The sequence below is a fragment of the Mesorhizobium sp. P2_E10 genome, from assembly GCF_056404235.1.
In genome coordinates, this window is the sequence record NZ_JBFUEK010000004.1 from 537959 (window position 1) to 552906 (window position 14948).

The 14948-nt window shown below is 62.1% G+C and carries 13 protein-coding genes; 5 read left to right on the forward strand and 8 right to left on the reverse strand.

Going from position 1 to position 14948, the window contains the following annotated elements:
* Positions 1–220: 220 nt before the first annotated feature.
* Entirely contained in the window at positions 221–1639 is a 1419-nt protein-coding gene (gene mgtE / locus AC1D0N_RS14540) for a magnesium transporter (protein WP_477244938.1), read from the forward strand.
* A 156-nt stretch (positions 1640–1795) separates the two neighbouring features.
* On the forward strand, positions 1796–2182 hold the full coding sequence (locus AC1D0N_RS14545) for a MerR family transcriptional regulator (RefSeq protein WP_006203215.1): 387 nt from the start codon (positions 1796–1798) through the stop codon (positions 2180–2182).
* 28 nt (positions 2183–2210) lie between these two features.
* Here AC1D0N_RS14545 and AC1D0N_RS14550 read toward each other — a convergent pair whose 3' ends face one another.
* The 5 genes from AC1D0N_RS14550 to AC1D0N_RS14570 all read right to left on the reverse strand — a co-directional run bounded on the left by AC1D0N_RS14550 (position 2211) and on the right by AC1D0N_RS14570 (position 8669).
* On the reverse strand, positions 2211–4355 hold the full coding sequence (locus AC1D0N_RS14550) for a beta-galactosidase (RefSeq protein ID WP_477244940.1): 2145 nt from the start codon (positions 4353–4355) through the stop codon (positions 2211–2213).
* Positions 4356–4381: 26 nt separating this feature from the next.
* Positions 4382–5527: an ABC transporter ATP-binding protein gene (locus AC1D0N_RS14555; protein ID WP_477244942.1), complete on the reverse strand. Its 1146-nt coding sequence runs from the start codon at positions 5525–5527 to the stop codon at positions 4382–4384.
* A gap of 73 nt (positions 5528–5600) precedes the next feature.
* Positions 5601–6452: a carbohydrate ABC transporter permease gene (locus tag AC1D0N_RS14560; protein ID WP_477244944.1), complete on the reverse strand. Its 852-nt coding sequence runs from the start codon at positions 6450–6452 to the stop codon at positions 5601–5603.
* The gene (locus AC1D0N_RS14565; RefSeq protein ID WP_477244946.1) at positions 6452–7336 is read right to left on the reverse strand and encodes a carbohydrate ABC transporter permease; all 885 of its coding nucleotides are present in this window, start codon (positions 7334–7336) and stop codon (positions 6452–6454) included. The genes AC1D0N_RS14560 and AC1D0N_RS14565 overlap by 1 nt, the downstream gene beginning before the upstream one ends.
* Positions 7337–7397: 61 nt before the next feature.
* Positions 7398–8669, reverse strand: a complete 1272-nt coding sequence (locus tag AC1D0N_RS14570) for an ABC transporter substrate-binding protein (RefSeq protein ID WP_477244948.1) — start codon at positions 8667–8669, stop codon at positions 7398–7400.
* Positions 8670–8783: 114 nt separating this feature from the next.
* Here AC1D0N_RS14570 and AC1D0N_RS14575 point away from each other — a divergent pair, with 114 nt between their 5' ends.
* On the forward strand, positions 8784–9962 hold the full coding sequence (locus AC1D0N_RS14575; protein ID WP_477244950.1) for an ROK family protein: 1179 nt from the start codon (positions 8784–8786) through the stop codon (positions 9960–9962).
* 43 nt (positions 9963–10005) lie between these two features.
* On the opposite strand, the gene AC1D0N_RS14580 is transcribed toward AC1D0N_RS14575, so the two are convergent.
* Entirely contained in the window at positions 10006–10482 is a 477-nt protein-coding gene (locus AC1D0N_RS14580) for a methyltransferase family protein (protein ID WP_477244952.1), read from the reverse strand.
* On the reverse strand, positions 10479–11477 hold the full coding sequence (locus AC1D0N_RS14585; protein WP_477244953.1) for an acetyltransferase domain-containing protein: 999 nt from the start codon (positions 11475–11477) through the stop codon (positions 10479–10481). The genes AC1D0N_RS14580 and AC1D0N_RS14585 overlap by 4 nt, the downstream gene beginning before the upstream one ends.
* A 215-nt stretch (positions 11478–11692) precedes the next feature.
* Between AC1D0N_RS14585 and AC1D0N_RS14590 the strand changes: the two genes are divergently transcribed.
* Positions 11693–12892 (forward strand): MFS transporter, encoded by a 1200-nt coding sequence (locus AC1D0N_RS14590; protein WP_477244955.1) that lies wholly within the window; start codon positions 11693–11695, stop codon positions 12890–12892.
* A 3-nt stretch (positions 12893–12895) separates the two neighbouring features.
* Here AC1D0N_RS14590 and AC1D0N_RS14595 read toward each other — a convergent pair whose 3' ends face one another.
* Positions 12896–14077 (reverse strand): aromatic ring-hydroxylating oxygenase subunit alpha, encoded by a 1182-nt coding sequence (locus AC1D0N_RS14595; protein ID WP_477244957.1) that lies wholly within the window; start codon positions 14075–14077, stop codon positions 12896–12898.
* Positions 14078–14213: 136 nt separating this feature from the next.
* On the opposite strand from AC1D0N_RS14595, the gene AC1D0N_RS14600 reads away from it, so the two are divergent.
* Positions 14214–14906: a gamma-glutamylcyclotransferase gene (locus AC1D0N_RS14600; protein ID WP_477244959.1), complete on the forward strand. Its 693-nt coding sequence runs from the start codon at positions 14214–14216 to the stop codon at positions 14904–14906.
* Positions 14907–14948: the final 42 nt, after the last annotated feature.

The following is a 14948-nucleotide window of genomic DNA, read 5'->3' on the forward strand; positions in this document are numbered from 1 at the left end:
CAGCGCTTACACGACGGCAATTCTGCCCTATCCGCGAATGGGTGCTCTTTCCCCAGCGACATGCGCTGTCGCGCTGCCTGAAGTCTGGGCAGTGTCATCTTTTGATGAAAGGACCCTCGTCCCGTCTGCAGGGCAGGGCGCATTTCGTTTGATATTCCCGTGCGTTGCGCGCTAGACCTGACAGGCACCTTTTCCGGGATTCCGATGGCGGGAGGCGCTGGTGGAACGCCAGGACGAACAGACGACCGGCGCCAGAGCCGCTGAAGACAGCCACGCCGATATCTATGGCGAGGACGGCGTCATTCTATCGTCATTCCTGGCCCAGATCGGTGCGGCGATCGCCGATCGCGACACGCTGACACTGAAGCGCGAAGTCGACGATCTGCACCAGTCGGAACTCGGCGACCTGCTCGAAGCGCTTCACCCAGAACAGCGGCGCGTGCTGGTCGAACTCCTGGGCGCCGACTTCGACTTTTCCTCGCTGACCGAGGTCGACGAGGCGATCCGCATGGAGATCGTCGACAATCTGCCCAATGCGCAGATTGCCCAGGCGGTGCAGGAACTCGATTCCGACGACGCGGTCTACATTCTCGAAGATCTCGAAAAGGAAGATCAGGACGAGATCCTGTCGCAACTGCCGTTCACCGAACGGATCAGGCTGCGCCGCTCGCTCGACTACCCGGAAGAGACCGCCGGTCGCCGCATGCAGACGGAGTTCGTCGCCGTGCCGCCGTTCTGGACCATCGGCCAGACCATCGATTACATGCGCGAGGACAAGAACCTTCCCGACCGCTTCAGCCAGATCTTTGTCATCGATCCTAGCTTCAAGCTGCTTGGCGCCATCGATCTCGACCAGATCCTGCGCACCAAGCGCTCGGTGAAGGTAGAAGAGGTCATGCATGAGACAAGGCACGCCATTCCGGCCACGATGGACCAGGAAGAGGCGGCGCGCGATTTCGAGCAATACGATCTTCTCTCCGCCGCCGTCGTCGACGAGAACGAGCGGCTGGTCGGCGTGCTGACCATCGACGACATGGTCGACGTCATCCAGCAGGAGGCTGAAGAGGACCTTTTGCGCATGGGTGGCGTCGGCGACGAAGAGCTGTCGGACAGCATTGTCTCGACCTCGCGTTCGCGCGTTCCCTGGCTGCTCATCAATCTCTTGACGGCATTCCTGGCGGCGTCGGTGATCAGCCTGTTCGACCACACGATCGAGCATATCGTGGCGCTTGCCGTGCTGATGCCGATCGTTGCCGGCATGGGCGGCAATGCCGGTTCGCAGACCATGACCGTCACCGTGCGCGCGCTGGCGACCAAGGATCTCGACATCTACAATGCCGGCCGCATCATCCGTCGCGAGATGGGGGTGGGCTTCATCAATGGCATCATCTTCGCCATCCTCATCGGTATCGCCGCGGCGGCGTGGTTCTGGGATCCCAATCTCGGCGGCATCATTGCGGCGGCGATGATCATCAACATGTTCGTGGCAGCCCTTGCCGGCATCCTGATCCCGCTGCTGCTCGACCGCTTCAAGATCGACCCGGCGGTGGCTTCGGCGGTTTTCGTTACCACGGTCACCGACGTCGTCGGCTTCTTTGCCTTTCTGGGGCTTGCCACGTGGTGGTTCGCCGTGCCCTGAGGGCCACGGTGATACGCCCTCAATTGACTTTTACGTAAATGCCGTGCGAGGCTTGCGCGGGGCGCCTTGTCGATTCCGGCATGGCATGGGTTTGGTTCGGGACAAAAGGGCGACGCCGCTTGGCGATCGCCCGGGATTCCGGCATCTGGAGTGACAATGCGGGAATACTACTCGATCACCGAACTGACGCGCGAATTCGACGTGTCGACGCGGACGCTGCGCTTTTACGAGGATGAAGGGCTGGTGCAACCGGTGCGGCGCGGCCGCACGAGGCTGTTTCGCCCCTCGGACCGGCATCTCATCCGCCAGATCATGCGGGGAAAACGGCTCGGCTTCTCGATCAACGAAATCCGCGAAATCATCCAGATGTACAAGGAGCCGCCCGGCGAGGTCGGTCAACTCAAGCTGATGATCAAGCGCATCGAGGAAAAGCGCGAAGATCTCAGGCAGAAGCGACGCGACCTCGAGGAGACGCTTGCCGAACTCGACCAGGCCGAGGAATCCTGCGTCGAGCGATTGGTGGAGCTCGGCGTCAACACCTGAACGCCGTCGCCCCTTTCTACGGCCTTTCTCAAGGGCCGAGGTGAATCACCGCGCAGCCATAGGCTTCGAGCTGCAGGGGGCCTGCAGTCGGGTGACCGGTCAGCAGGTCAGTACCAGAGGGAACGCCCGGCACGGTGACCGGAGTTTCCGTGGTGTTTAGGATGAACATCAGCTGGCGATCTTCAGCCTCGCGGATCGACACTTCCACTCCGGCGGGCAATTCAGGAAGCAAGGGCGCGACACCGGCCTGGGCAAGAACGACATCGGCAACGGCTTCGGCAAGCTCTGAAGTAAGATAGGTGCCGACATAGACGACGCGGCCCTTGCCGAGTTGCCTAGAGGTGATCGCCGACTGTCCGGCACAAAAGCGGCTCGACCATGTGCCGAGCACCTCGGTTTGCGGCTCGACCTCGAGCAGTTCGTAGAGATGCGCGGCCTCGAACTGCCTGTTGCCGAAGGTGAAGTGATATTTGCGCTCCGCCGACGAGGCAGGGAGAGGCGATGGCGGCACATAGGCGCCCATCGCGGCCTGGCGGAACAAGGGAAACAGTCCGGTGCCGCCCGTCGGAACGAGGCGGCCGAACTCGGCGACCCTGACGCCGCTGAGCGCAGAAAGATCGTGCCCGGGTGCCTGTTCTCGCACGATGTGGTTGTTGTCGTCCCTTGTGCCGGTTAGCGCCGACAGGATCAGCGTGCCGCCGTTGCGCACGAAGGTCTCGACCGCGGCATTCCATTCCTGCTTCCACATCACCCAATGCGGAACATAGAGCGCCTTCAGTCGCGACAGGTCGTCTTCGGGATGGATGAAACCGCAGGCTATGCCGTTCCGGTAGCAGTACCGGTGCAGCAGCGTGGCGTCTTCCAGCGGGCTCGGCAATCCCATCGGATAGGTCTTGTGCGCTTCCTGGTTGTCGAAATCGGCGCCGGCGATGCCGAGGTCCATACGCACGACCGTGCCGAGGATCTGGTCCTTGATGGCGGCGATCTCATGAAAGAAGCGGCTTGCTTCGTCGTAGCGGCGGCGGGGCACATCGTCGTGGTCGATGACCCCCATCCAGTAGATCTCGGCGCCGAAATGTGCAGGGCGCCAGCGGAAAAACATGATGCCATCGGCGCCACGCGCCACCGACGTCATCGCCATGCGGCGCATCTCGCCAGGCTCCGGGGTCATGGTTGAAAAGCCCGGCTGGCTGCCGAAGCCAGAGGCCTGCTCCGGCACGATGTAGTTGCCGGTATAGGAGCGGCAGATGTCGAGATGCAGCGCCTGTGTGGCCGCATGGCCGCCGGTGCGCCGCATTTCATCGTACAGCATCGGGTAGATGTCGAAGCCGATGAAGTCGAGGTCTTGTCCGAACTGGCCGCGGAAGTCGATGTCGACGAGCTGGCCGAGATTGTGGAAGACGAACCAGTCCGGATTGGTAGCACGCAGGATCTCGACCTGATCGTGCTGGAAAGCCGCGGTCGCCGTAGCCAGGAAGCGGTGGTAGTCCTGCACGTGGCCGGGGCTGGGAAAGGACGGCATCAGCGGCCGCGGCAGTTCGATCTGTGAGAAATCGTCATAGGCCGTCGCCCAGAAATGGCCGCCCCAGGCGAAGTTCAGCGCGTCGATCGCATCATATTTCTGCTGCAGGAATTTCTGGAACTCCAGCCGTGTGACGTCCGAATAGGATTCCGAGACAGTGGTGTTGAGCTCGTTGTCGGTCTGCCAGCCGATGACACGGGGATTGTCCTTGTAGTGCCCGGCCATGGCGCGCGTGATACGGCGGCTGTGGCTGCGAAACACCGGGCTGGTGGTGTCGGCGTGTTGACGCGATCCATGGCTTGTCGGGTGACCGTTGAGGTCGACCCGCAGCACTTCGGGATAGTTGACCGTCAGCCAGCGCGGCGGCGTCGCGGTTGGCGTGCACATGATCGTGTCGATGCCTGCGGCGCCGAGAACCTCGATTGCCCGGTCAAAAAGCCCGAAGTCGAACTTGCCTTCGCGGGGTTCGAAAATATGCCAAGCGAATTCACCCATGCGAACCGTATTGACGCCGGCGGCGGCCATGCGCTCGGCGTCGGGTTGCCACGAGCTTTCGTCGACATGTTCCGGGTAGTGCGGTGCCCCCAGCAAGAAGCGGTCGAGATTGAGTGGTCGCCACACGGAAAGCGGGGCCGGTTTCATGCGATGCATAGTCGATCGGCTTTCAAATTCAGGGGTCAAGTTGTTGGCAGTGGCTTGCGCGGCGTGAGCGTGCGGCCATCGGGACCGAACAGATATGCGTCGCCGGTCGCGAAGCCGATCCTCAATGGAGCTCCGACGCTCACCGGGGAGACCTTGTTGAGCTGGACCGTAAAATTCCCGGTGCCGCTGTCCGAGTTGACCGTCTCGAGGGGAGAGGCGTCGAGATAGAGAACGGTTTCTCGCCCCAGATGTTCCGCCAGCCGCACCTCGCCGCCAAATATGGCCGCTTCGCCCGCCGATTGCTCGACGATCCGCAGATGCTCCGGTCGAACGCCAACGGTTGCCCTGGTGCCGACGGAGAGACCTGATATGTCGGCACTTTCGAAGGAGAATGCCGAGGCGCTCTCCAACGTCACCTTGACGCTGTTTCCGCGAATGTCCGCCACCCGCGCTTCGACGAAGTTCATGCGCGGGGCACCAAGAAAGCCCGCGACGAAGATGTTCGCTGGATTGGCATAGAGTTCGAGAGGCGAGCCGACCTGCTCAATCTGGCCCTTGTTCAGCACCACGATCCGGTCGGCCATCGTCATGGCCTCGACCTGGTCGTGGGTGACGTAGATCATGGTGGAACCGAGCTGGCTGTGAAGGGTCGACAGTTCGACGCGCATCTGGGTGCGCAGCGCCGCGTCAAGGTTCGACAGTGGTTCGTCGAACAAGAAGACCTCCGGCGAACGCGTGATCGCACGGCCGATCGCGACGCGCTGACGTTGTCCGCCAGACAGTTGCTTCGGACGCTTGTCGAGCTGTTCTTCCAGACGAAGGATCTGTGCTGCGCGATTGACGGCGGCGTCGATCTCTGCCTTCGGCCGCTTGGCCATCCTGAGACCGAAACCCATGTTCTCGGCCACGGTCATGTGCGGGTAGAGCGCATAGGACTGGAACACCATCGCGATACCGCGATCGCCGGGTTCTTCCTTGGTGACATCGCGCCCGTTGATGACGATCTGGCCGGTGCTAATGGTCTCAAGTCCGGCGATCGTCTTCAGCAAGGTCGACTTTCCGCAACCGGACGGTCCGACCATGACGACGAACTCGCCCTTTTCGATCCTCAGGTCGATGGTCTTCAGGGCGTGATAGCCGACATAGTGCTTGTCGACCTTGCGCAATTCCACGCTGCTCATTGCCAGGCGCCTTTCCGTGTTTGCGGGTTGCGTCCCATGCGACCCGATTTGGATTTCCGGCGGTTGCCAAACATCACCCCTTCACCGCCCCCATGGTGAGGCCGCTGATGAAGTGTTTTTGCATCAGGAAGAACATGACGACCGGGGGCAGGGCGACGAAGATCGTTGCCGCCGACACGATGTTCCAGGCCGACGTCCATTCGCCGCGCAGATTGTTCAGCCCGGCGGTAACGGGTTTGACCGCGTCGCTCTGGGTCAGGACGATCGCCCAAAAATAGTCGTTCCAGACGAAGGTGAAGGTGAGGATGGCGAGCGCCGCCAGTGCCGGCCGCACCAGGGGAATCACCACATGGCGCAGCACCTGGAATGGTGACGCGCCCTCGGCGCGCGCCGCCTGGAACAATTCGCCCGGCAGGGCGGCGATGAAGTTGCGCATGAACAGCGTCGCAAAGCCGGTCTGGAAGGCGACGTGGAATATGATCAACGCGTAGATGGTGTCATAGAGACCGAGCCTCACCATCAGGTCGCGCACCGGGATCATCATGACCTGTGCCGGCAGGAAATTGCCGCCGACGAACAGCGCGAAAATGAGATTTGAACCGCGGAATGGATAGCGAGACAGAACGAAGCCGGTCAATGTCGACAGGATCAGGACGCCGATCACCGCGGGAATGGTGATCAGCAGGCTGTTGAGAAAAAAGCGCAGCATTGCGGTCTGCTCGAAGACCGCGGTGTAGTTCTCGATCAGGCTGAATTTCTGCGGCCAGCCCCAGTAGTTGCCCGCCATCAGCTCCTCGTTGGAGCGGATCGATGTCAGCATGACAGCAAGCAGCGGCACCAGCCAAAGCGCAACGACGAGGGTTACGCCACCGACGTAAAGCGCGCGCTTGATTTTGGCGTCTTCGGGAATGGGGCGCGGATACATCAGGCGTTGCTCCGTTCGGCCTTGATCAGGCCGTGCAGATACCAGGCGATGAAGGCGGTCATGATCACGAAGAGCACGGTGGCGATCGCCGCGCCGTAGCCGAAGCGATAGGAAAAGATCGATTCCTCGTACATCTGGTAGGCGAGCACCGTCGAGGAACCGTAAGGGCCGCCACTGGTCATCACGGCGACCATGTCGAAGGAGCGCAGCGCGCCGATGACCGTCACCGCGATAGCGATGAAGCCGACCTGCGATAGCTGCGGCAGGACGACATGGCGCAGCATGGGCCAGCCGCGCGCACCATCGACGCGCCCGGCGCCGATCAGGTCATCGTTGAGATTGTTCAACCCCGCCAGGAACAGCACCATGCAGAAGGCGATCTGCGGCCAAAGGCCTGCGGCGGCAACCGCGAAGGTGGCGAAGTTCTCGTCGGACAGCAGCGCCGGCGCGGTGCCGCCGAACAGGCCGAAGATCAACTGCAGCAGGCCATAAGTGGGATCATAGACCCAGCCGAAAACGACGCCCACGGTCACCGTCGCCAGCACCAGGGGGACAAAGAACAGCGACTTCAAGATGCGCATGCCGCCGATCTGCTGGTTGACGATCAACGCCAGCGCGAGTCCGATCGGAGGCGCCAGCATGAAGATCAGCAACCAGATGACGTTGTTCTTCAGCGAGACGTAGAATTGCGGGTCGTCGGCCAGTTCGACATAGTTGGCGACACCGACCCAGATCTTCGGGCCTATGCCGTCCCATTCGTGCAGGGAGATCCAGATCGTCTCCAGCGAGGCGGCGAGGATAACCGCGCTGAACAGGGCGAGGCCCGGCAGGAGGAACAAGGCCGGCGTCAACCAATGACGATTTCGGCGCCAGAAGCGTTGCATTGGATTCATCCAAAAAGGGGCGGGAGCAGCCCTGGACTGCCTCCCGCCTGGTCCGGGAGGACTAGCCGAAAATTCTCTTGCGGGTTTTTTCCAGCCGCGCGAGAATCTGGTCTCGCCGTTCAGGCTTGACCATGAATTCCTGAAGCCCGGTCATGCCTTCCTGCGCCATATCAGGATCGGTGTCGCGATCGTAGTACTGGGACGTGCCGACCACTTTCTTCAGTTCCTCGACGGCGGCGTTCACCAGCGGATCCTTGCTTGGTGGGCAGTCGTTGCGCGGCGGGATGGCTCCCTCGGCAGCGAGGAAAGCCGCCAGGTTTTCCGGCTTGTAGAAATAGGCGAGGAATTCGCGCGCGCCTTGCTTATTCTTGGCATTGGCAGGGACATGGACGGAGTTGACCGAAAAATCCTCATACCTGGCGACGCCAGGGACGATTTCGGGAAATGGCGCGTAGGCGAGTTGCGGGATGTCTGCCTCCGGGAAGGCGGATCTGACGAAACCGCCGAGATCCATCATGGCGGCCTTCTTCTGCGCCAGCGCAGCACCTGCCTGTTCCCAACCGAAGGAACTGTGGTTGGGCGAGAAGAAACCGGCCTTGAGCAGGTCGTTCCATTTGTCGAAGACCGGCGTCAGCATCGGATCGGTGTATTGCACCGTTCCGTCCATCAGGGCGATGTGCTTGTCGAGGCCGTTGATGCGCAGGTTCATGTGGTCGAACCAGCCGCCCGCAGGCCAGAGTTCTTTCGTGCCCATGCTCATCGGGATCATGCTTGCGGATTTCGCCGCCTCGCCAAGGGCGAGAAATTCGCCCCAGGTCTTCGGTGGCGTCCAATTGTGTTCCGCAAAGACGTCCTTGCGGTAGAACAGGCCCCAAAGCAGGCCGCCCATCGGCAGGCCGTATTGCTTGCCATCGACCGTGACCGCATTCGTCGTGGCGCCAAGCACGTCCTTGTAGTTCTCTTGGGCGAACAGGTCGGAGATATCGTCGAATAGACCTTTCTTCACGAAGGCCTTCATGCGGTTTCCCGAGAACCAGAAGCAAATGTCGGGGGCGCCAACGACGAGGTAGCTGCGGATTGCAGTCTTATGCGCCTCGTGGTCCATGTTGTTGATGGTAACCTTGGCGCCAGAGGCCTTCTCGTATTCGCCTGCCAGACGCTGCAGCACCTCGCGCTGAGCCGCGTTGCCAATATTGGAGATGATGGTGATTTCCTGCGACTGCGCCAGAGCCGGCAAGCAAAGGCCCCCGGTGGCGGATGCCGCAAGAGCAGCGCCGGTGCCCTTCAGGAAGCGGCGCCTTGTCGTGAACAGAGTCGTAGCGGTGATGGTCATGGCTTTTATCTCCTCCCTGAGAACAGCCGGATTCCAATTGAACCGAGGCAAGTCGTAGCGTATGCAGGCGAAGCCGGTCAATACTTAATTTACAAAATTAACAATGAGGCAGGAATGAAACTCAAAGGTGACCAGCAGACGTCGCGGTCGATCAATCGTCGACTGATCCTCAACCTGCTGCGAAGGGAAGGGGCGATCAGCCGCGCCGAGATCGCCGCGATCACCGGATTAAGCCCTGCGGCGGTGACGTTCGTCGTCTCCGACCTGTTGACCGAGAACATACTGGTAGAGGGAGAAGCCAGCGTCGGAGCACCGGGACGGCGGCCCATCCCGATCAACATAAATTATGCGGGCCGCCTCGTTGTCGGGTTCAAGCTGATGGTCGGTGCAATCGAATGCGTGCTGACCGACCTCGCCACGACGCCTCTTGTTACCAAGCAGGTCGCAGTGCCGGATCAGTCACCACAGAGCGTGGTCGATGCCTGTGCCGCCGCCGTCAAGCAATTGCTTACGGATCGCGATGCGCCAATCGGCGCGCAGCTCAGCGGCATCGGCATCGCGGTGCCCGGCGTCATCGACAATGGCGTCTGCCGGCTCAGTCACCGGTTCGCTTGGACCGACGTGCCGATAGCGGCCATGCTCGCCGACCTCGTGAACGTGCCCGTCTGGGCCGACGACGACACCAATGCTTTCGCGCTGGCGCAGCAATTGTTCGGCCTCGGTCGGCATCACCGCACTGTCGGCGCGCTGGCGATTGGCGCCGGCATCAGTTGCGCTGTGGTGGTCGATGGCGCGGTGCATCACGGTGCGAGCGGGGCCGCGGGCAAGATGGGGCACTCCATCTACGATCCGAATGGGCCACTATGCGAGTGCGGCCGCCACGGCTGCCTTCAAACGTTTTTCTCCGAGCCGGGATTGGTGAAGCGGTGGCGTGAGGCGAAAGGCCTGTCACGCGACGTTGACCGCTACGACATGCTCGAAGCGGCGAAGGCCGGCGACGAGACGGCGGTGAATCTGTTGCGCGAAGCGGGCGAAGGCATCGGCAGGTTTCTGGGCGGCTTCTGCAACATCATCGATCCGGAAGTGATTGTCGGTGGCGGCGAAGCCGTCAGCTTCGGCGACTATCTCTTCGAGCCTATGCGCAACGCGCTGGGGCGTTACGCCATGTGGGCACCGCCGCCGATCACGCCGGACTGGGCCGACGATTCCTGGGCGCGGGGCGCCGCGGCCCTCGCTACCCAGAGGCTTTTCGATTTCGAAAGCCGGCCTGGGGAAATCAGGGTCGTTGTCTAGGCAAGAAAACCTGTTCAAGTCTGGCAGCGGTGGCCTTGGCTGTTCAAATCCAGCGCCGCACCCTTTTGGCGTAGTCGCGATATTTCTTGCCGAATTTGGCGGCCAGCACCTTTTCCTCGCCCTCGATCGCGAGTTTTTGCGTTGCGAAGGCCGCGATCAGGGCCAGCGGCAGAAACCATGCGATGCCCGAGACGAAGGCGACGCCGATCAACAGCAGCGTGTTGGCGAGATACATCGGGTTGCGCGTGATGCCGAAAGGGCCTGACGTTACCAGATGGTCCGGCACGGCGTTCGGGTTGAACGTCGTCTTGGCCCGTATCATGCTGCGGATCGCGGTGAACCAGAGTGCGGCGACGCCGAACAGCGCCACCCAGCCGGCGGCGAAAAGCAGGTCGCCGGCAATGTCGCCGATCCATGGCAGCGGGTAGAGCAGGCCGAGCGCGATGCTGATGGCGATGGCCGCGACATAGATCAGCGGCGGCCATGGTATGAGCCCGGGTTTCGGCTGACTGTCGGTCATTGCTGCCCTCCCTCCATCATCGAGCTCTCGGTCTTGGCGGTGCAGGTGCCGGCGAGCTCGCCGAGATGCGCCTTGAACTCCGGCGTCTGGTCGCCATTGTAGAGCCGATCGAATGTTGCCTCGCTTTGCAGCGTATCCAGCATGCACACACAATAGCTGGCGCAGAACTCCGTGTCGCGCTGCTGCTCGCAGGATACCTGGCACTCTTTCAGGAAGGTCACTTCCCTTGTTTCCACCGGCGCCGGCATGATCTGCGAGAACAGCCAGACACAGCCAAACAGCAGCGGCTGGTGGATCAGGTAGAAAGCCAGGCTGTGACGGCCGATGAAGATCAGCGGGTTGGCCCATCGTCCGGGCGTGAGCGTCGCCAACCGCGCCAGCACGCCGGCGTTGGAAGCGAGCTTTGTAGCGGCGATGCCGACAAGAACCGCGCCGAACCATGGCAAGACGGGTACGTAGTCGTTGGAGCGCGGGTTGATCGCCGACAGACCAACCCACCACAAAGCAGGATGGTCGAAGGCTTCGGATCTGAAGTAGATCGGCGCGGCGATCAGCACCGCCGCCACAAGCAACGTCAGCATTGACGGCAGACGCAGGAACAAAAGGCCGAGCAGGCTAGCCAGCGCGATCTCGTGCAGGATGCCGAAGAAGATGAAGCTGTCCGGCGTGACGAACCAAGTGACTGCCGAAATGGCGACCGCCGCCACAGCGACCATGGCAAAGCGTTTCCAGAAGCCGCTCCAGCGAATCTGCCCGCCATGGGCGAGAAACAGGCTGACGCCGACGAGGAACAGGAAGGTCGAGGCGATGCAGCGCGCGTAGATCTTCCACCAGCCGAAGGCGGTCAGGCCGGGATCGGTGTAGTGGAAGTTCTCCAGATCCCAGGTGAAATGATAGCTGGCCATGGCGATGAGCGCGATGCCGCGCACGATGTCGATGGCGACAACGCGTTTCGGTTGATCCGGGATGGCGGCGGGCGGCTTATCGATGCTCATGGTCTCGTAATTCTGATTCAACTGACCCGAGACGACTAGCACGGTTGCACCGGACAAAAGAAGGCAGGGAAGACACCGCATCAGGGCTTGCTTTAGGCCAGCACCGGAAAGCCTTTGGCCGGCTTCGCTTTTTGCCGGGAACGGGTCGGTTTCCTGTTACCGACACCAGGAACGCCACGCCAGATTGGCCGCGCGAGTCTGATTTGGGGAAAGCAATGTCCACCCATGTGCGCCATCCGATCTGGCTTCCGGCCTTGCGGCCGGCGGATGCACGCACCTTTGCCTCGCTCTACGCGGTCGAGTCCTTCGCGCGCGCCACGGTGTCGAGCGTCATCCCAATCCAGGCCTACGAGATCCTGCACAACGAGCAGATCGTCTCGATACTCTACACCGTCGTGGCGATGCTCGGCCTGTCGGTAACGCTGTTCATGCCGATGCTGATCCGCCGCTTTGCCCGGCGCTGGGTCTACACGGCCGGCGCCTGTCTGCTGGCCATCGGCTCGCTGTTCTTCATCACCCACACGCTGGCCGGGCAATTGGCGGGCATGCTGTGTCGCGTCATGGGCGCCAGCGCACTGTCGATCACGCTCAACCTCTACATCATGGACCACATCCGCAAGACCGACTTCATGCAGGCAGAATCGCTGCGCATGGCATGGTCGATGTTTGCCTGGACCGGTGGGCCGACGCTCGGCATCTTTCTCTATACGCGCTTCGGCATCTATGCCGCGCATGGCGCGGTTGCCGTCTTTGCCATGATCCTGCTGGCGCTGTTCTGGACCTACAGGCTCGGCGACAATCCGTCGATCCGGCCGGGCAAGACGCGGCCGGCCAATCCGCTGGCCAATATCGGACGCTTCGTCGCACAACCGCGACTAAGGCTGGCCTGGCTGATCGCTTTCGGCCGCTCTTGCTTCTGGACGACGTTCTTCGTCTATGGGCCGCTGCTCATGGTGATCACCGGGGAAGGCAAACTCGCCGGCGGCCTGCTGGTTTCGGCCGGCAACGCACTTCTGTTCATGGCCATCTTCTGGGGCAAGGCGGGAAAGCGGTTCGGTGGCCGGCGCACCATGACCTTTGCCTATTTCGCCATGTCGGCGATGCTGTTGGCTGCGGGCGCGGTCGGCGAAACCGTGCCGTTGCTCACCGGCGCCTTCCTGCTTTGCGGCGCGTTCTTCACCATTGCGCTCGATGCGCTGGGCTCCACCGCCTTCATGCGCTCGGTGCGCTCCTATGAGCGGGCGCAGATGGCGGCGGTCTATCGCACCTATCTCGACTTTTCCGAGCTGACGCCGCCGCTGGTCTATTCGGTGGTGCTGGCGTTCTTCGGACTGGGCTCGGTGTTCGCGACGCTTGGCCTGCTGGCAGCCGTCTGCGGTTTTGTCACCTGGCGGTATCTGCCGAAATCGCTTTGACGGTCATGGCTTGGGTGCCAGTGCTGTGTGCTGGTCACGCACCCAGTTGTGAAAGCGGTGCAGGTCGTACTCCTCGGGCATCAGCACGCCAGCCTCGTGACGCAGCGAGCGCAGTCCTTTCTGGTTGACCTCGCAGATCGCGGCGTCTTCCTCCAGCACCTGCCGGCCAAAGGCGACGATGTTGTCGATATCGGCCTGGGGTGCTGCCAGTGCCTCGGGCGAAAAAAGCCATTCGGCGGTGAGTTCGGTCTGTTCGGGGCCAAGCGGCACCAGCCGCACGGTCCTGACATAGTCGACATGGCCGACGATGAACATCGACGGTAGTGACGTGGCGTAGGTCTGGCCGGCGGCGCGCTCGGCCGGCGTCAGCCCGGAAAACACCGGTCCATGCGCCCTTCCGTCGCGCGACCATGTCTCGGCACCGGCGCGCAAGCCGCCGGAAAATTCCGGCGCGTCATTGTCGGCATGGCGAACCCAGTCCGGGTCGTCATGGCGGCCCATCAGGCCACGGCCATAGATCGGCACCAGCCGCGACAGGTCTTTGTGGACGCCGGGGCAGTGCAGGCACTCGTTGAAGTTCTCCCAAAAGATCTTCCAGTTGCAGTTCATCACCTTCTTGAGCACGTGACCGCTGACCAGCGTCTCCAGCGGCCAGTTGGCGAGGCTGCCGGATGCAGGATCGAAAGATGTTTCGGCCGAGCCGTGGGCATCTTCGGCGAGATTGACGAAGACGAAGCCGCGCCACACCGACAGCGCCACGCGGTAGAGCGGGTGATCGGCCTTGTCGAAACCTTCGGGCAGCGATTTCGAGGGAACGCGCACGAGGTCGCCGCGCAGCGAATACGACCAGGCGTGATAGGGGCAGGTGATGAGCCGCGCCTTCAGCCGGCCCTTGCTCTCCTGGCAAAGCTGCGAGCCGCGATGCCGGCAAGTGTTGTGGAAGGCGCGCAGCACGCCGGTGTCGTCGCGCAGCACGACGATCTCCTGCGTGCCGACGCGAAAGGTCCTGAAAGCCAGCGGCTGGGCGAGGTCGGCCTCGCGGCAAACCAGCAGCCAGTTTTTGTACCAGATGGCGTCGAGGTCGCGCTGATAGGCGTTTGCGTCCCAATAGGCCGAGGAGGGCAGCGTCGGCTCAAGCCGGGTCAAGCCGTTATAAAGGTCGCGCTCGCCCGGGTTGGGTTGCATGGCTGGTTTCCTGTGATGCGCCAGCCGACACCCCGGCAAATCGTTTGTCAATTCTGGCGACGGCATTTGGCACGCCACGGCATTGCCGGTTTCTACCACGATGCCTAATCATGTCGTTGAACAAGAGGAGCGAGACTTGGCTGCACGACAGATGTCGCTTACGCCGGAACTGGTCGCGCGCTGCTGGCGCGCGATCGAGGATACCGGTCCCGATCCTGATGCTGCGCATCTGGATGAAGGCGACTATGATTCGTTGCTGGACGCATTGCAGGCTGAACTCCCCGACTCGGAACCGCTGTGGCTGTTCGGCTACGGCTCGCTGATCTGGAAACCCGAAATCGACCATGTCGAGGAACGTGTCGCCACGGCGCGCGGCTGGCACCGGTCCTTTTGCATGAACATGACGCGCTGGCGCGGCACCAAGGACAGCCCCGGCCTGATGATGGCGCTGGACCGCGGCGGACAGTGCAAGGGCGTCGCCTTTCGGCTGGCCGACGACAACAGGCGGCAGCAGCTGGGCAAGCTTTTGCGGCGCGAAGTGACGCTGAAGCCGACAAGCTACCATCCCCGCATGCTCAGCCTGTCCAGCGACAGCGGCCCGGTAAAGGCTTTGGCCTTCGTCATCAACCGCAACGGTACGACCTATGCCGGCCCGCTCGCCGAAGAGAGGGTTGTCGACAGGCTGGCCACATCTTGCGGGCACTGGGGCTCAGGCGCCGACTATCTCTACAACACGGTGAAAAACCTGGAAGAGCGCGGCATTCACGACCGCCATCTGTGGCGGCTGCAGCGCCTCGTTGCCGAGCGGATCGCCGCGTCCGCATCCTGAGGCTAAGGTGGCGCATTCGCGCTGGTAACCGGCGGAATTTGG